Raw genomic sequence first — 15,326 nt, 5'->3', positions numbered from 1 at the left:
ACCTGAACCGATTCGGGCCCCACTCTCAAACCAGGATGAGCAGTCAGAAACCCATCGACGATCCCGCAGACCGGTTCTCCGATGCGGACCCGAACCTCGTCTACGCCGCGCTCGCGGTCGTCGACCGGCGGTTCGTCGTCGCGTTGCTCGCCGACCGCGGGGAGAGCCTCCACCTGTCGACGATCGCGGACGCCCTCGCCGCGCGGAAGCACGACGGTTCCGGCTCGGCCCCCGAGTCGGCGGTCCGGTCCACGACGACGGCGCTCTATCACGTTCACGTCCCGAAACTCGCCGACGCGGGGATCGTGGACCACGACCGCGAGGCGGAGCGGGTCGCGCTCGCGGTCGACGCCGACGCCGTCCGCGAGGCGGTTGCGCTTCCCTCGGTCGAGTGATCAGGCGAGCGGCTCGACGAGGTCTTCGAGCGCGGCCCGCGGGTCGTCGGCCTTCGCGACGCCGCTGGCCAGCAGGACGCCCGTCGCGCCCAGGTCGCGGGCCGCGTCGAGGTCGTCACCGGTCGAGATGCCGGCGCCGCAGAACACGTCGACCGACTCGTCGACCGCCGCGGCCGCCTCGACGGCGTCGGTGACGATGTCGGGGTCGGCCTTGCTGACGGGCGTGCCCGTGCCGATGAGTTCGGGCGGTTCGACGGCGACGGCGTCGGGGCCGAGCGCGGCCGCGGCGCCGACCTGGTCGGGGTTGTTCGCGCAGACCACCGTCTCCAGGTCCGCCCGCTCGGCCGCGTCGAGGCTCGCGTCGATGTCGGCCAGTTTCCGGCGCGCCTCGGAGTGGTTGATCAGCGTGCCCTCGGCGCCGGCGTCGGCGACGGCCTCGGCGAGCGTGCTGCCGGTGTGGCTGCCGTGCTCGACGGGGCTGACGTGCTGGGCCCACGTCTCGACGCCCGTCTCGGCCACCGCCGAGAGGTGGGCGGCCTGGGGCGCGACGGCGATCCGCACGCCGGTCGCGTCGCTCACGTCGGCGGCCGCCGCGGCGACCTCGACGGGATCACACGGGTAGGCTTTCAGGTTGACGAGGACGAACATACCCGAGTGGGCGACCGCGACGGGGAAATAGGTTGTGAGTCCGCCGGCGGCGACTCGCGGAGGCCGCGGCTCGGTCGCGCGCGGAGGGTGAGAGTTAAGACGGTCAAATCGCAATATCAGTCCATCGTGACAGAGGGGACCGCCGAGCGCGGGACGGTGCTGGTCGTGGAGGACGAGGACCACCTCGCCGAGCTGTACACGGAGTACCTCGACGACGAGTACGACGTGCGCACCGCCTACGGCGGCGTCGAGGCCCTGGAGATGCTCGCCGCGGACCTGGACGTTGTCCTGCTCGACCGGCGGATGCCAATCGTCTCCGGCAACGAGGTGCTCGCGGAGATCGAGGAGCGCGGGCTCCAGTGTCGGGTCGCCATGGTCACCGCCGTCGACCCCGACTTCGACATCATCGACATGGGCTGTGACGACTACGTCGTCAAGCCCGTGACCAGAGACCGGCTCAGGGAGGTCGTCGACCGCCTGCTGAAACTGTCGGAGTACACCGACCGCAAGCGGGAGCTCACCGCCAAGAAGCTCAAGCGCAACGTCCTGCGGGTCGAGAAGACCGAGTCGGAACTCGCCGACAGCGACACCTTCCAGCGCCTCCAGCGGGAGATCGCCGAGATGGAGGAGACCATCCAGGGGATCGCGGACGACCTGGGCGACGACTACGTCGCGAAGACGCAGTGACCGGCCTGCTCCGGCCCCGATCGGGCGGGTTCGATCCCCCGAGCGTTCTCGGTCTCGTGGGGATTGCTGTACCCGTGTACTGCGACGACCGCCCGATAGCGGGCGGTCGATGCGGTACTGACTACGGCAGTCCGTCTCAGGAGTCCTTGCGTTCGACCACGTCGCCGAGCGTGTACTCGCCGGTCGAGTCGCCGCCGGACCACTCGGACTCGTCGGCGGTCCCGCCCGCGGAGAGGTTCACGTCCAGCGCGCTCTCTAACTTGCGTTGCACGTCGTCGCTCGGGAGGGTGTCGCCCCGCTCGATCTTCCGGATGAGGCTCGCCTTCTCGTTGAGCTGGCGGGCCAGGTCCTCCTGGCTCATGCCCGCGGACTCGCGGGCCGAGCGGACCGTCTCGTCGTAGTCCTGGGCGAGTTCGTCCATCTCGTCGAACATGTCCGACCGGCGCTGCGAGGACCCGCCCGAGCTCGACGAGGAGCCGGACGAAGAGGACCCACCCGAGGACCCGGACGACGAGTCCGACGACGAGGTCGAGTACTTCGTCGAGGCCGACGACGAGGACTGCTGTTTGACCTCGGTACCGAAGTCGGTACACTCGTCGCAGACGTCGAGCTCCGCCCCCTCGACCTTGACGCGGTTGGGGGAACTCGTCTCGCTCCCGCACATCTCACACTGAACCATGATCGCCCCTTGCCGGTCACCGGGCATAAAGCATACGCCAGCATAACTGCTGTGCGCGCCGCGCGCTCTCCCGGCGAGTCGACCGTTGCCTCCCTCCCGGACGCACGCGCCGGGGCCGCCGGGGTTTTTGCCGCTCTCGTCCCTACTCCGGCCATGGAGACCAGACCGCTGGGCGACACGGGCCAGGAGAGCACGGTGCTGACCTTCGGCGCCATCGCGCTCGACTTCCTCGACCAGGCGGAGGCCGACGAGATGACCGAGGCGGTCCTCGACCGCGGGGTCAACCACGTCGACGTGGCGCCCCAGTACGGCACCGCGGAGGTGAAACTCGCGCCGACACTGGCCGACCGGCGCGACGAGGTCTTCCTCGGCTGCAAGACGCTCGAACGGAGCTACGAGGGCGCCTGGGAGAAGCTCGAGGCGTCGCTCGACCGGCTCGGTGTCGACCACATCGACCTGTACCAGTTCCACGCCGTCACCGAGTCCTCGGAGATAGACGCGATCACCGCCGACGACGGCGCGCTGGCGGCCTACCGCGAGGCCCAGGAGGAGGGCCTCGTCGACCACATCAGCCTGACGAGCCACGGCAGCCCCGACGTGATCCGCGAGGCCGTCGAGCGCATCCCGGACCTGGAGACGGCGATGTTCCCGGTCAACGCGACCGTCGCCGCGAAAGAGGGGCCGGACCACGAGTTCCCCGCGCTGGCCCGCGAACTCTCCGAGCGGGGGATGGGCGTGCTGGCGATCAAGACGTTCGCGAAGCGGCCGTGGCCCGACGACCTGCCCGAGGGAGAGCGGCCCTACAACACCTGGTACGAACCCTACGACGACCCCGCGGACCTGCGGCGGTGTCTCCGGTTCACGCTCGCCCAGGAAGGCGTGACGACCCTGACCAACGCCGGCGACCCGCGGCTCGTCGACGATATCCTCGCCGCCGCGGCCGAGTTCGAACCGATGGACGAGGAAGAGCAGGCCGCGATGGTCGACGAGCGCCGGTCCGACGAGTCGCCCGTGCCGACCGTCGACATCTGACGGCGGCCGAGAGAGCGGCCGCGATCGAGTCCCCGCGCCCTGCCGATTCGTTCCGTTTCGTTGTCTCATTCTGTACGTTCGCGTTCCGAAACGGGATATTTTGTCCGCGAGTGTCGGGTCCGGATCGCGGGGTATTTTATTCGCCGTCTATATTCCCCGGTTATGGACCGACGACGTTTCCTGACGACCGTGGGCGCGGGGGCCGCCGGACTGCTGGCCGGCTGTAGCGCCGAACCGACCGACGACGCGACCGCGACGGAGGGCGACTCGACCGACACGCCCGAGAGCGGATCGACCGCGACGGACGGCGACGGCTCCGCGACCGAGACCGCCGACGGGACGGTAACGGGCACCGCCTCGGGCGGGACGCCGCTGTTGCGCGTGGGCACGTACCCGTCGTTCGTCGACGCGCCGAGTTCGAGCCCGGGCCCGTGGCTCAAGGAGCGCTTCGAGTCGGAGTACGACGCCGACCTGCAGTGGTTCGCGCCCGAGAGCAGCATGGACTACTTCCTCCAGCGGCGCCAGCAGGGCGTCAGCATCGACACCGACCTGTTCCTCGGGCTGACGCCGGAGAACCTCGTCAAGGCCGACCGCGGGGTCGGCGAGGGCGACTCGCTGTTCACCAGCGTCGACACGGGGGCGCTCTCGAACGCCGACGCGGTCGTCGACGACTACCGCTTCGACCCCCAGGAGCGGGCCATCCCCGTCGGCGCCTCCTACATCAGCCTCGTCTACAACCAGAACGCGCTGGACGAGCGCGGCGTCGACGCGCCCGAGACGTTCGACGAGCTCGCGAGCGACCCCTACGAGAACGGCCTGCTCGTCCCCAACCCCCAGAACAGCGAGACGGGCCTGGAGTTCATGTTCTGGACCATCGACCAGTTCGGCGAGGACGGCTACCTCGACTACTGGAGCGACCTGATGGACAACGGGACGCGGGTCCTGCAGGACTGGGGGACGGCCTACGACGCCTACTCGAACGACGAGGCGCCGATGGTCGTCTCCTACTCGACGGACCAGGTGTACGCCGACCGCTACGACCAGGACATGGCCCGCCACCAGGTCGGGTTCCTGAACGACTCGGGCTACGCCTACCTGGAGGGCGCCGCGCCGTTCACCGGCACCGACCGGATGGGGCTGGCGACGGAGTTCATCGACTTCGTCCTCCGGCCGGAGATCCAGGCGGAGATCGCCCAGCGCAACGTCGCGCTCCCCGCGGTCGACAACGCCGAGCTCCCCTCGGACTACTACGACCTCGTCCACGAGCCCGAGGAGATCGTCAGCTTCGGCTACGACGAGCTGACGGGCAACGTCGAGCCGTGGCTCAGCGACTGGTCGCGTCAGATCGCGACGCGGTAGATGCGGCCCGCCCGGGTCGTCGAACGGCTGGGCGCCCCCGCGCTGGCAGCCGCGACGCTCGCGCTGCTGGCGCTGCTGTTCTTCTACCCGGTGGGGATCGTCCTCGTGGAGGCCGTCCGGGTCGACGGCGTCTACACGCTCGCGACCGTCGTCGAGGTGCTGCGCGACCCGTTCTACTTCGGCGTGTTCGCCCGGGCGCTGGACGACCCGGCCGTTATCGTGCGGTCGTTCCCGGACTACCGGCTGGGACTGTTCGGCTTCACCGCCTACCAGGCGCTGCTGTCGACGGTCGCCGCCGTCCTGCTGGGGCTGCCCGGCGCGTACGTCCTCGCCCGCTTCGAGTTCCCCGGCCGCCGGACGGTCCGCTCGCTGACGGCGCTGCCGTTCGTCATGCCGACGATCCTCGTCGCGATCGGGTTCGTCGCCACGTTCGGTGCCAGCGGCGTCGTCACCGGGGCGCTGCAGGCGCTGGGCCTGCAGGTGTCGTCGTTCACCGGCACGCTCGGGATCATCGTCCTCGCCCACGCCTTCTACGACGCGCCGCTGGTCGCGCGGATCACCGCCGCGTCGTGGGAGGGCATCGACGCGGAGATGACCGAGACCGCCCGCTCTCTCGGGGCGTCGCCGCTGCGGGCGTTCCGGGACGTGGTGATCCCGCAGTTGCTCCCCGCGATCTTGACCGGCGCCCTGCTCACGTTCATCTTCTCGTTCATGTCGTTCGCCGTCGTCCTCGCGCTGGGCGGACTCTCGCTGGCGACCGTCGAGGTGTGGGTCTACCACCGGATCAGCCAGCTCGACTACGGCACCGCCTCGACGCTCGCGACGATGGAGATGCTGTTCTCGCTGGCGCTCACCTACGCCTACCTGCGCTACGAGGCGCGCCAGCGGGCGACCGGCACTGCGCGCCCGGCCGAGCGGGTCGACCTGTTCGGGCCGGCGACGAAGCGCCGGCTGTTCGCCTGGGGCTACGCCGTCGTCGCCGTCGTCGTCTTCGTCGTCCCCATCGTCAGCCTGGTCTACAGCAGCGTCACCGGACCGGAGGGGTTCACGCTCCGCAACTACCGCTTCCTGGTCGAACGGCAGACCAGCGCCTACGCGTTCCAGGTCAAGCCGCTGACGGCCGTCACGAACTCCCTGATATTCGGCGCTGGGACGCTTCTCCTGGCGGTCCCGATGGGCGTGTTCCTCGCCGTCGTCAGCACCCGACAGTTCCGCGGGCGCAAGCTGATCGACACGCTCTCGATGGCGCCCTTTGCCGTCAGCGGCGTCGTCGTCGGCCTGGGGCTGCTCCGCGGATGGGTCTTCGGCACCGAAGCCTTCGGCTATCGGTTCACCGCGACGGGCGCGGTCGCCATCGTCGCTGCCCACGCCGTCGGCGCGTACCCGTTCGTCACGCGCAACGTCGCGCCCGCGCTCTCCGGCATCGACGACTCGATCGTCGAGTCCGCGCGCTCGCTCGGGGCCTCGCGCGCCCGGGTGATGCTCGACATCGAACTCCCGCTCGTGGTCCCGGCCATCCTCGCGGGGACGGCCTTCGCCTTCGCCATCAGCATCGGCGAGTTCGATTCGACGGTTATACTGGCCACCGGCGGTTCCGGCTACACCATGCCGGTCGCAATCGAGCGGTTCATCGGCCGACGGCTCGGCCCCGCGACCGCGATGGGCGTGGTCCTGCTGGTCGTGACGGGCGTGAGCTTCGTGGTCATCGACCGACTCGGCGAGGGGAGTGGTTTCGGTGGTTGACCTGCAACTCGACGGCGTCCGGAAGGCCTTCGACGACACCGTCGCGCTCGACGGCGTCAGCCTCGACATCGCCGAGGGCGAGTTCTTCACGCTCGTCGGCCCCTCCGGCTGCGGGAAGACCACGACCCTCCGGACGATCGCCGGCCTCGAATCGCCCACCGCGGGCACCGTCCGCTTCGGCGGCGCGGACGTGGCCGGCGTCCCCACCGAGGAGCGCGACGTTGGCATCGTCTTCCAGAACTACGCCCTGTTCCCCCACATGAGCGTCCGCGAGAACATCGCATACGGGCTGAAGTTCGCCGACCCGCCGGACGGCCAGTCGGTCGACGAACGGGTGACCGACCTGCTGGACCTCGTGGATCTCTCGGGCATGGGCGACCGCGAGCCCGACCAACTGTCGGGCGGTCAGCAACAGCGGGTCGCGCTCGCCCGCGCGCTCGCGCCGGCGCCGGACGTGCTCCTGCTCGACGAGCCGATGTCGGCGCTGGACGCCCGCCTGCGCGAGCGACTGCGTCGGCAGGTCCGGCGCATCCAGAAAGACCTGGGCGTGACAACCGTCTACGTCACCCACGACCAGGAGGAAGCGCTCGCGATCTCCGACCGCCTCGCCGTGATGAGCGACGGGGCAGTCGAGCAGGTCGGGACCCCCCGCGAGGTGTACGAGCGGCCCGCGACGGAGTTCGTCGCCTCGTTCGTCGGGGAGAACAACCTGTTCCGCGGCGAGGTCGTCGGCCGCGACGGCGACGAGACCACGGTAGCAGTCGACGGGGCGGAGTTCCGGATCGACGACGGACTCGGTGAGGGGACGGCCGCTACGGGCGACAACGTGACCTTCTGCGTCCGGCCGGAGGACCTGCGCGTGGGCGCCGACGCCAACCGGTTCGACGTGGCGGTCGACACCGCGGAGTTCCTCGGCGAGACCACCCGCTACTACGCCGACTGGGGCGACCGGACCGTCGTCTTCCGGACCCCCGACCCCCACGACGGCGACGCGCTCACGCTGGGGTTCGACCCGGCCGACGCTCGGATAGTGTGAGCGGGCGCGTCGCCGCGCCGGGACAGACCGGGAGAATTAACCGGGGAATCGCCGTGCCATCAGGTATGATAACGCTCGCCTCGGACTTCCCGAGCCCGTACCCCGCAGCGATGCGGGGCGTGATCTGTTCCCGGTCGGACGCCCGGATCGAGGACGTCGCCCACGACTTCCCGCGCCAGGACGTGCGCGCGGCGGCCTTCTGGTTGCGCGAGGTGCTGCCGTACTTCCCGCCCGCCACCCACTGCGTCGTCGTCGACCCCGGCGTCGGGACCGACCGCGGCGCCGTCGTCGTCGAGGCCGGCGGCCACGAGATAATCGCGCCCGACAACGGCGTCGCGGTCCCGGTCGCTCGCGAGCTTGCAGGTGGCGGGGAGGCCGAATCCGGCGACGACGGGTCGGAGGACTTCGACGTGTGGGAGATCGAGTACGACGACGCGGAGACGGCGAGCAACACCTTCCACGGCCGGGACGTGTTCGCGCCGGCGGCCGCCGACGTACACGACGAGGGCGGCGCGGCCGCGCTGGACCGATGCAGCCGGACCGACGAGTGGGTCGACCTGACGTTCCCGGAGCCGGACATCGTCTCCGGGGGCGCCCGCGGCGAGGTGCTCGTCGTCGACGGCTTCGGCAACGTCATCACGAACGTCCCGGGCGAACACATCGAGGGCTGCGAGGGGATCCGCGTCGACGACGAACTGGTCCCGGTCCGGGACGCCTACGCCGCCCGCGACCCCGGCGACCGGCTCGTGACCGTCGGCAGCCACGGCAACGTCGAACTGGCGGTCAACCAGGGCCGCGGCGACGAGGCGTTCGACCTCGCCGCCGGCGACGACGTGCTACTGGAGTGGTAGGCGGGCGGTCGCACCGCTCCCGACGGGTCGTGAAGCGCGAGACTCGCCCGGAGACCGCCGTCAGTCGACGAACTCGCGGAGGTTCGCCAGGTTCTCCGGGCCGAGGCCGGCGACCGCCAGGAGCGCGTCGTCGCCGGCCGCCCGCACGTCGCTCTCGGTGACGTAGCCGGCGGTCCGGAGCTTCCCCGCGGTCTTCGGACCGATACCCGACACTTCCTCGAAGGGGACCTCCGGGTCGGCGCCGGCAGCCTCTGCGTCGTCGTCCGCGCGGTCGCGGTCTTTCGCGCCGGCGTCGCTGTCCGGGTTGACGAGCAGGTCTAGCGCTTCCCGGAGCGCGTCGGCCTTGTGTTTCGCCTTGCGGCCGTCCGCGCGCTCGTAGGCGGCGAGTCGCTCGCGCAGGCGGTCGTACTGCCCGGCGTCGCTGGGCATCTCGGCGCCCGGTCGCGGCCGGTAGCGCGTCCCGAGTTCGGCGTCGAACGAGTCGCGGCGGACGAGCGTCGTCCCGCCCGACTCGTCGCGCAGGAGCACCACCTGCGCGTCGGTGTAGATCACCTGCCGTAGCTCGGCGGTCCGCTGGTCTTCGAGGACGAGTCCGATCTCCGTGCCGATCCTGTTGGTTCTCGACGGATCGCGGTGTGCGTCTGCCATGGTCGGGTTCGAAGCCGTGCCTGGTTGTTTCTCGCTGGCACGTACCCCGTACGATCGCCACGCACTCGGGCGGTTTGGACCTGTCGCTTCCGGCTCCGGCCGGACCGGTCCGACGGTCAGAGCAGCGCCGCGAGATGCTCCGGATAGACGGTCACGTCGTCGAGCGCGTCGACCGGCTTCCACACCGCCTCGTAGGTCTCGCCGATTTCGGGTTCCTCGCCCTCGAACTCGTCGCGCTCGTAGGGCCACGACTCGGCGAGCGCGACCTCGTAGAGGAACCAGATCTCGTGGCCGCGCTGCCCGTCGAACGTGAACGAGTTCTCCAGCGTCTCCAGCAACTCGGCCTCGACGACTTCGACGCCGAGCTCCTCGTCGAACTCGCGAGCCAGCGCCTCGTCGCTCGACTCGCCGAACTCGATCGCGCCCCCGATGGGCCGGTAGAACGGTTCCCCGTCGTCGTACAGCCGACTGAGGAGTACCTCGCCAGGCCGCCGCGGGACGCCTACCGCGAGCGGTCGGATGTCGCGCCAGCTCACGGGAGCACCGATACACCCATCGTTCGAATATCGGTTTCGATCGCCGGGTCCGCTATCGGGGTCGGCCGTTCACAGCGCCTTCATCGCGTAGTAGAATCGCTGGACGGCGGTGAAGTGGCCGACGACGGCGAAGAAGACGAGCAGCCACCCGACCACGGTCAGCCCCGAGAGCGGTTCCGTGACGAACGCGGCCGCCGCGCCGACGGCGACGACCAGCGCCAGGCGGTCGGCGCGGCCGACGAGCCCGCCGTAGACGCGGTCGAGGCCGACCGCCTGGGCCTGGGTGCCGAGGTAGGAGGTCATCAGGACGCCGGTGACGGCGGCCAGGCCCAGGGCGTAGGCTTCGATGCCGGCCGCGAGCCCCGCGATCATCACGATGTCGGCGTAGCGGTCGAGGACGTGGTCGAGCAGGTCGCCGGCGTCGCTGCCGGTACCCGTCTCGCGGGCGAGTTCGCCGTCGACCAGGTCGAGCCAGCCGTTGAGCGCGACCGCGACGGCGCCGCCGAGATAGAGCAGGGGGTCGCGGCGCGGCGCGACGGCGAAGGCGGCGCCGCCGACGAGCGCCAGCGCCAGCGCGAGCACGCTCACCCCGTTGGGCGTCAGGCCGACGCGCTTCGCGAGGGCGACCGACGGCGAGACGGCGCCTTTCACCGCAGGGCGGAACCTGTCCAGGGTCATCCGGATCCGGTCATAGATAGTCCACGAACGAAACTGTACCGACCTGCGGTTCGCGCTCGCCCGCGACGACGGCCTCGATGGCGGCCGCCACCTCGTCGGGGTCCATGTCGGTCGCGTCGACCTCGTAGACGCCCTCCTCGCCGTGGCGCTCGACGGCCTCCGCGAGGATCACGTCCAGCGCCTCCGACTCGGCGTTCTCCTCGGCCTTCGCCGCCGGTTCGCCCCGCTCGGTCAGCCGCCGCTCCAGCTCCTCGGGGTGACACCGCAGGACGACCACCCGGTCGGCGTCGAAGTGGTGGGCGAGGTGCGATTCGAAGAGGGCGTCCTCGCGACCGTCGAGGTAGTCGGCCAGCGCGTCGAGGTCCGCGACCGCCGAATCGCGCTCCTCGTCGTGTTCGACGACGAAGTCTTCCTCGCGGATCACGTCGTTGAGGTGGAGTACGTCGAGGTCGGCGGCGGATCCGTCCGCGTCCGCGAGCCGCTCGACGGCCGTCGTCTTCCCCGTCCCGGGGGTACCGGTGACCGCGACGCGCATCAGGCGGACCCTCCCGCGGACCGATCCACAGCCGACCGCCGGACGGGCGTCACGCCGACACCTCCGCGACGATCTCGTTGATCGTCTCGACGGCGCGGCGAGTCTCCGCTTCGGTCCCGCAGGTGAGCCGGATACACTCTGGCAGGCCGAAACTGGTGCAGTCGCGGACGATGACCCCTTCGCGCTGGGCGGCGTCGGCGACGGCGCTCGCATCGCCGACCTCCACGAGGACGAAGTTGCCGCCGCTCTCCCAGGTCTTCGCGTCCAACTCGTCGTGCATGTACTCGCGAGCCCACTTCGCCGTCTCGACGGTCTTCTCGACGTGGTCGTCGTCGTCGAGCGCGGCCAGCCCCGCGCGACACGTCAACTCGGTCACGCCGAAGGGGGTGTTCACGCGGGCGTAGGCGTCGGCCCACTCCGCGGGCGCCACGGCGTAGCCCAGGCGCATCCCCGCGAGGCCGTAGGCCTTCGAGAACGTGCGGATCACGGCCACGTCGTCGCGCTCCTCGACGAGCCCGATCCCCGACGGGGAGTCCGTGAAGTGGATGTACGCCTCGTCGTAGACGACGAGCGTCTCCTCGTCGGTCTCCTCGGCGACCGTCCGCACGTCTTCCAGAGTCATCTCGGAGCCCGTCGGGTTGTGCGGGGAGGTGACGTAGATGATCCGGTGGCCCTCGTAGGCGTCGAGGACCGTCTCAGGGGTCTGGGCGAAGTCGTCGGCCTTCTCCAGGCGGTACTCGTCGACCGCGCCGTGGTGGTAGCGGGCCGACATCGGGTAGTAGGCGAACCCCGGCGTCGGGACGAGCACGCGGTCGCCGGGCTCGATGAACGCCCGGGCGATGTTGTCCAGCGCCGTGTCGCCGCTGGGAGTGAGCCAGATCTGTTCGGGGTCCAGGCCGTGGCGGTCTGCGACCTTCTCGGTGAGGTCGGTGTGGGCTGACTTGGGGTAGCTGGAGACGCGGTCGGCGTGCTCGCGGACGGCCTCGACGGCCTTCGGGCTGGCGCCGAAGGGGTTCTCGTTCGAGGAGAGTTTGACGAGGTCGTCGGGGTCGAGCCCGAGGTCGCGGGCCACCTCCTCGATGCCCCTCCCGGCGCGGTAGACGGTGTGGTCGGAGAGGTCCCGTGGTTCCATACCGGAAGGGAACGCCGGCCGCGCCTTAAGCGTGCTCACACGGCGTGACGCCCTGCCACCCGCCCCCCGTCGACGAGTCCCCGGCCGCGGCCCGCGAACCGCCGGAAGTGGGTAGCTTCAAGGGAGTCGCGTCCTCCGGGACGCGTATGTCAGCGCTGGACACGGCGATGTACGTTCTGCACCTCGTCTTCGGCGGGGTGTGGACGGGCAGCGTCGTCTTCGTCACCCTCGGCGTCCTGCCCACCGCGCAGGACGGCACCGCCAACGCCGAACCGCTCCGGCCCGTCGTCGAGCGACTCCGGTGGGTCTCGCGGACGAGCGCGCTCGTCCTGCTCGCCTCGGGCGGGCACATGGCCGGCACGCTGTACACGGTCGAACGACTGACCGGGCAGTCCAGCGGCCACCTCGTGCTCACGATGGTCGCGCTGTGGCTCGGTCTCGCCGCGCTGGTCGAGGTCGGGTCGAGCAAGCTCGCGGACGGCTTCGACCGGCGGAAGGTCCGCCAGCCCGCCCGCGAGGCCCGCCCGTTCTTCCTCACCGCGTCGGCCGTCTCGGCCGCGCTCCTCGTCGTCGGCGGCCTGCTGGCCTCACCGACGGTCGTCTGACCCGGCCGGACAGGGCCGTCCGAACCGCTCAGAGATCCTCGTCGACGTGGTCCGCCGCCTTCAGCGCCAGCGCTGCGATGGTGAGCGTGGGGTTCATCGCGCCGCTGGTGACGAACACCGACGACGAGGCCACCGAGAGGTTCGCCACGTCGTGGGTCCGCAGGCGCGGGTTCACGACGCTCGACTCGGGGTCGGCGCCCATCCGGGTCGTCCCCATGTGGTGGGCCGCGGGGCCGGTGTTGTCCGGCCCGACCGTCCACCCCACGTCGACGCCGAGTTCGTCCATCACGCGGCCCTGGATCTCGTTGGCCTTCGCGAGCGACCGCCGCGTCCGGTCGTCCAGGGACCACCGGATATCCGGCACCGGGTTGCCGTGGTCGTCGGTCGTCGACGGGTCGAGCGCGACCCGGTTGGACTTCCGCGGGAGCTGGCCGACGAGCCCGCCCATCGCGACGTGGTTCCCGTAGCTCTCCCGCAGCGAGTCGAGCAGGTCGTCGCCCCACTCCTCGGCGCCCAGCGCCTGCTCGACGGGGGATGGACCGGCGTAGTTGAAAAATTCCAGTTTGATCGGCCCCACGCCCTCGAAGTCGTTGTCGTAGAACTGGTGGGTCTCGGTGGTGTTGAACCCGACGTGGTTCTGCCGGGTCGGCCGGTCGAGCGTCCCGCCGGTCCCGGCGAACAGGTGCTCCATGAAGTAGCGGCCGACGAGCCCGCTGGAGTTGGCGAGCCCGTCGGGGTGGGCCTCGGACTTCGAGAGCAGGAGCAGCCGGGGAATCTCGACGCCGCCGGCGGCGAGGACGAACTGCCGCGCTTCCTGTCGGTGCTCGGTCCCGTCGGGGGTCGCGTAGACGGCGGCCGCCACTCGCTCGCCGCTCCGGTCCGTTTCGAGCCGCTGGACCGGGACGCGGTCGAGGACGCGCGCGCCGGCCTCCTCGGCCGCCTCGATCGTGTGGTCGGCGCTGTACTTCGCGCCCGAGGGGCAGACGGGCTGGCAGGTGCCGTAGCCGACGCACTGGCCGCGGCCGTCGTAGGCCTCGGAGTTGCGGGCGTTGGGCACGGAGTGGGTCGCGATCCCCAGTTCCTCGCAGGCCTCCGCGAACAGCGAGTCGCTGTAGGAGGGCGGAAAGGCGGGGAGCGGATGGGGGTCCTCCCGGGGCGGCGCGAAGGGGTTGTCCGACGCGCCCGCGACGCCGATGGCGGACTCGGCCTCGGCGTAGTAGGGTCGCAGGTCCTCGTAGTCGATGGGCCAGTCGGCGGCGACGCCGTCGCGCGAGCGCCGCCGGAAGTCCGACTCGTGGAGCCGCATCACCATCCCCTGCCAGTGTAGCGTCGACCCGCCGACGCCCTTCACGCGCATCGCGTTCAGCGGGTAGAACAGCTCGCCCGTCGAGCTGTGGGCGTCGCGCTCGCCGCCCATCCCCCAGACGGACAGCGACCCGTGGGCCGGCCGGATCGCCCGCTCCATGCGCTCGCGGCGGTCGGCGAAGTCGAACCGCGGCCCCGCCTCGAGGACGACCACCTCGTGTCCCTGCCCGGCCAGGCGGTTCGCCGCGAGCGCGCCCGCCGGACCGGCACCGACGACGCACACGTCCGCCCGCTCGCTCGGCGTCCGGTCGACGCCGCCCTCCGTCGCGCTCATGCGAGCGGATTAGGCAAACCTAAACTTATGGCTTGCCATGCGGGTTCCACGGACCGGGACGCGGCCCGCGCGTCGCCGCGGGCGGTGCGGAGTGTTTAATCCTCCCGGTCGTCTAGGTCGGTGTGCGTGCCTTCAGTCCCCGCCCGAGCGCACCCGAACGGGAGCGATGACAGCGCGGCGAACCCGGGCACGCGACACCGAGTGGCGCCGCAAGCGCCGGCCAGCCGAGGGGCCGAAGCGCCTCGGCGTTCGGTCGCCCGGTAGGGCGACCCGCCCGGCACGAGGGTTTCCCGGCTGACCACGGCACGCCGCCTGGGATGATGTCGGTCGTTAGTGTTCCGGGCGTACACTTCCGCTCGCGCAAGTCACTCGTGGAGCCACTCGTACCACTCGTCGAGATCGACGAGCTCGTTCTCGATACCCGTCGAGCCGTACTGATTGAATACCTCGTCTACTGTTCGGGCAAGCCCCTCGGGGTCGTTGTCGGGGAGTCTCTGGTCGTAGTACAGCAACATTCCAGCATGGTCGTGGGTTCGGTGGAGCGGTTCGAAATCCTTGGCGTTGTTCGTGAGCAAGACGACGGTCTCGTCTGCACACCACTGGAGGAGTTCGACATCGGTCGTGTGTTCTCCGAACTGGTCTTTCGCTTGAACGACGTCGTATCCGCGTTCGTAGAGCAGTCGCTCGAAGATCCGACCGACGTGTTCGTCCAGCAGAATCCGACCTCCCGTCACTGGATAGTCTCTTTTGGCTTCAGCGAGGATTCGCGGACACGCTCGAACGCATCCTCGTTCTCTCGTTCGAGATCGCGCATCTGCTCGACGTGACCGTAGTAGTACGACAGTGCCTCGTAGATCTCCGCGAGAGAGAGATCGAGCTGGTCAGCGACGTACGCAGGCGATTGATCGCTATCTATCACTCGCGCGGCCACGTGACGGACGCCGACTCTCGTCCCGTCGATACGGGGTTCCCCGCCGAGCACGTCGTCGTCACGAGTGATCGTCATACAGCCGTGTAGGGTCGCCTTCGTTTATACGTCTTTGGCGTAGCTCCCTCTCGTGCCCGTTTCACTTTCACCAGGCCTACTAGTAGATTCTCGCCCGGTAGTGTTCCGGGCGTACAT

Annotated in this window: 18 protein-coding genes; 8 read left to right on the top strand and 10 right to left on the bottom strand. The window is 70.1% G+C overall.

Annotated features, from left to right (window positions below; translation table 11 throughout):
* Positions 1-35 precede the first annotated feature (35 nt).
* Positions 36-395, top strand: a complete 360-nt coding sequence (locus ACMGFI_RS15335; protein ID WP_436910694.1) for a DUF7344 domain-containing protein — start codon at positions 36-38, stop codon at positions 393-395.
* Here the strand turns inward: ACMGFI_RS15335 and tpiA are convergent, their stop codons facing one another.
* Positions 396-1,043, bottom strand: coding sequence for a triose-phosphate isomerase (tpiA, locus tag ACMGFI_RS15330; RefSeq protein WP_436910693.1), 648 nt, complete (start codon positions 1,041-1,043; stop codon positions 396-398).
* Between the two features lie 126 nt (positions 1,044-1,169).
* On the opposite strand from tpiA, the gene ACMGFI_RS15325 reads away from it, so the two are divergent.
* Positions 1,170-1,730, top strand: a complete 561-nt coding sequence (locus ACMGFI_RS15325) for a response regulator (protein ID WP_436910692.1) — start codon at positions 1,170-1,172, stop codon at positions 1,728-1,730.
* A gap of 136 nt (positions 1,731-1,866) precedes the next feature.
* On the opposite strand, the gene ACMGFI_RS15320 is transcribed toward ACMGFI_RS15325, so the two are convergent.
* Positions 1,867-2,409, bottom strand: a complete 543-nt coding sequence (locus tag ACMGFI_RS15320; protein ID WP_436910691.1) for a multiprotein bridging factor aMBF1 — start codon at positions 2,407-2,409, stop codon at positions 1,867-1,869.
* Between the two features lie 153 nt (positions 2,410-2,562).
* Here ACMGFI_RS15320 and ACMGFI_RS15315 point away from each other — a divergent pair, with 153 nt between their 5' ends.
* The 5 genes from ACMGFI_RS15315 (at position 2,563) to ACMGFI_RS15295 (ending at position 8,430) form a co-directional block, all read left to right on the top strand.
* Complete coding sequence (locus ACMGFI_RS15315) at positions 2,563-3,441, top strand: aldo/keto reductase (protein ID WP_436910690.1); 879 nt, start codon at positions 2,563-2,565, stop codon at positions 3,439-3,441.
* A gap of 162 nt (positions 3,442-3,603) precedes the next feature.
* Positions 3,604-4,800 (top strand): thiamine ABC transporter substrate-binding protein, encoded by a 1,197-nt coding sequence (locus ACMGFI_RS15310; protein ID WP_436910689.1) that lies wholly within the window; start codon positions 3,604-3,606, stop codon positions 4,798-4,800.
* The gene (locus ACMGFI_RS15305; RefSeq protein ID WP_436910688.1) at positions 4,801-6,543 is read left to right on the top strand and encodes an ABC transporter permease; all 1,743 of its coding nucleotides are present in this window, start codon (positions 4,801-4,803) and stop codon (positions 6,541-6,543) included.
* Positions 6,536-7,579: an ABC transporter ATP-binding protein gene (locus tag ACMGFI_RS15300; RefSeq protein WP_436910687.1), complete on the top strand. Its 1,044-nt coding sequence runs from the start codon at positions 6,536-6,538 to the stop codon at positions 7,577-7,579. Before ACMGFI_RS15305 ends, ACMGFI_RS15300 begins: the two co-directional genes overlap by 8 nt.
* 65 nt (positions 7,580-7,644) lie before the next feature.
* Complete coding sequence (locus ACMGFI_RS15295) at positions 7,645-8,430, top strand: SAM hydrolase/SAM-dependent halogenase family protein (RefSeq protein WP_436910686.1); 786 nt, start codon at positions 7,645-7,647, stop codon at positions 8,428-8,430.
* Positions 8,431-8,490: 60 nt separating this feature from the next.
* On the opposite strand, the gene ACMGFI_RS15290 is transcribed toward ACMGFI_RS15295, so the two are convergent.
* The 5 genes from ACMGFI_RS15290 to hisC form a co-directional block, all read right to left on the bottom strand.
* Positions 8,491-9,078: a helix-hairpin-helix domain-containing protein gene (locus ACMGFI_RS15290; RefSeq protein ID WP_436910685.1), complete on the bottom strand. Its 588-nt coding sequence runs from the start codon at positions 9,076-9,078 to the stop codon at positions 8,491-8,493.
* Positions 9,079-9,194: 116 nt separating this feature from the next.
* The gene (locus ACMGFI_RS15285; RefSeq protein ID WP_436910684.1) at positions 9,195-9,614 is read right to left on the bottom strand and encodes an NUDIX hydrolase; all 420 of its coding nucleotides are present in this window, start codon (positions 9,612-9,614) and stop codon (positions 9,195-9,197) included.
* A gap of 69 nt (positions 9,615-9,683) precedes the next feature.
* Positions 9,684-10,292, bottom strand: a complete 609-nt coding sequence (locus tag ACMGFI_RS15280; protein ID WP_436910683.1) for a CDP-alcohol phosphatidyltransferase family protein — start codon at positions 10,290-10,292, stop codon at positions 9,684-9,686.
* A 10-nt stretch (positions 10,293-10,302) separates the two neighbouring features.
* On the bottom strand, positions 10,303-10,827 hold the full coding sequence (locus ACMGFI_RS15275) for an adenylate kinase family protein (protein ID WP_436910682.1): 525 nt from the start codon (positions 10,825-10,827) through the stop codon (positions 10,303-10,305).
* A gap of 49 nt (positions 10,828-10,876) precedes the next feature.
* Positions 10,877-11,959 (bottom strand): histidinol-phosphate transaminase, encoded by a 1,083-nt coding sequence (hisC, locus tag ACMGFI_RS15270; protein ID WP_436910681.1) that lies wholly within the window; start codon positions 11,957-11,959, stop codon positions 10,877-10,879.
* Positions 11,960-12,105: 146 nt separating this feature from the next.
* Here hisC and ACMGFI_RS15265 point away from each other — a divergent pair, with 146 nt between their 5' ends.
* Positions 12,106-12,564: a transporter gene (locus ACMGFI_RS15265; protein WP_436910680.1), complete on the top strand. Its 459-nt coding sequence runs from the start codon at positions 12,106-12,108 to the stop codon at positions 12,562-12,564.
* Between the two features lie 28 nt (positions 12,565-12,592).
* On the opposite strand, the gene ACMGFI_RS15260 is transcribed toward ACMGFI_RS15265, so the two are convergent.
* The 3 genes from ACMGFI_RS15260 to ACMGFI_RS15250 form a co-directional block, all read right to left on the bottom strand.
* Positions 12,593-14,203, bottom strand: a complete 1,611-nt coding sequence (locus ACMGFI_RS15260; RefSeq protein ID WP_436910679.1) for a GMC family oxidoreductase — start codon at positions 14,201-14,203, stop codon at positions 12,593-12,595.
* 365 nt (positions 14,204-14,568) lie between these two features.
* On the bottom strand, positions 14,569-14,937 hold the full coding sequence (locus ACMGFI_RS15255; protein WP_436910678.1) for a DUF5615 family PIN-like protein: 369 nt from the start codon (positions 14,935-14,937) through the stop codon (positions 14,569-14,571).
* Positions 14,934-15,209 (bottom strand): DUF433 domain-containing protein, encoded by a 276-nt coding sequence (locus ACMGFI_RS15250; protein ID WP_436910677.1) that lies wholly within the window; start codon positions 15,207-15,209, stop codon positions 14,934-14,936. Before ACMGFI_RS15250 ends, ACMGFI_RS15255 begins: the two co-directional genes overlap by 4 nt.
* Positions 15,210-15,326 lie beyond the last annotated feature (117 nt).

Origin of the sequence: Halosimplex marinum (genome assembly GCF_051414075.1) — an archaeon.
Taxonomy (GTDB): domain Archaea; phylum Halobacteriota; class Halobacteria; order Halobacteriales; family Haloarculaceae; genus Halosimplex; species Halosimplex marinum.
The sequence above is the reverse complement of the archived record's forward strand: the minus strand, read 5'-3'. Positions and strand labels throughout refer to the sequence as shown.

Coding starts and splice junctions, on each gene's coding strand:
- ACMGFI_RS15335 (WP_436910694.1), top strand. CDS start 36: ATGAGCAGTCAGAAACCCATCGACGATCCCGCAGACCGGTTCTCCGAT.
- tpiA (WP_436910693.1), bottom strand. CDS start 1,043: ATGTTCGTCCTCGTCAACCTGAAAGCCTACCCGTGTGATCCCGTCGAG.
- ACMGFI_RS15320 (WP_436910691.1), bottom strand. CDS start 2,409: ATGGTTCAGTGTGAGATGTGCGGGAGCGAGACGAGTTCCCCCAACCGC.
- ACMGFI_RS15315 (WP_436910690.1), top strand. CDS start 2,563: ATGGAGACCAGACCGCTGGGCGACACGGGCCAGGAGAGCACGGTGCTG.
- ACMGFI_RS15310 (WP_436910689.1), top strand. CDS start 3,604: ATGGACCGACGACGTTTCCTGACGACCGTGGGCGCGGGGGCCGCCGGA.
- ACMGFI_RS15305 (WP_436910688.1), top strand. CDS start 4,801: ATGCGGCCCGCCCGGGTCGTCGAACGGCTGGGCGCCCCCGCGCTGGCA.
- ACMGFI_RS15295 (WP_436910686.1), top strand. CDS start 7,645: ATGATAACGCTCGCCTCGGACTTCCCGAGCCCGTACCCCGCAGCGATG.
- ACMGFI_RS15290 (WP_436910685.1), bottom strand. CDS start 9,078: ATGGCAGACGCACACCGCGATCCGTCGAGAACCAACAGGATCGGCACG.
- ACMGFI_RS15280 (WP_436910683.1), bottom strand. CDS start 10,292: ATGACCCTGGACAGGTTCCGCCCTGCGGTGAAAGGCGCCGTCTCGCCG.
- ACMGFI_RS15275 (WP_436910682.1), bottom strand. CDS start 10,827: ATGCGCGTCGCGGTCACCGGTACCCCCGGGACGGGGAAGACGACGGCC.
- hisC (WP_436910681.1), bottom strand. CDS start 11,959: ATGGAACCACGGGACCTCTCCGACCACACCGTCTACCGCGCCGGGAGG.
- ACMGFI_RS15265 (WP_436910680.1), top strand. CDS start 12,106: ATGTCAGCGCTGGACACGGCGATGTACGTTCTGCACCTCGTCTTCGGC.
- ACMGFI_RS15260 (WP_436910679.1), bottom strand. CDS start 14,203: ATGAGCGCGACGGAGGGCGGCGTCGACCGGACGCCGAGCGAGCGGGCG.
- ACMGFI_RS15250 (WP_436910677.1), bottom strand. CDS start 15,209: ATGACGATCACTCGTGACGACGACGTGCTCGGCGGGGAACCCCGTATC.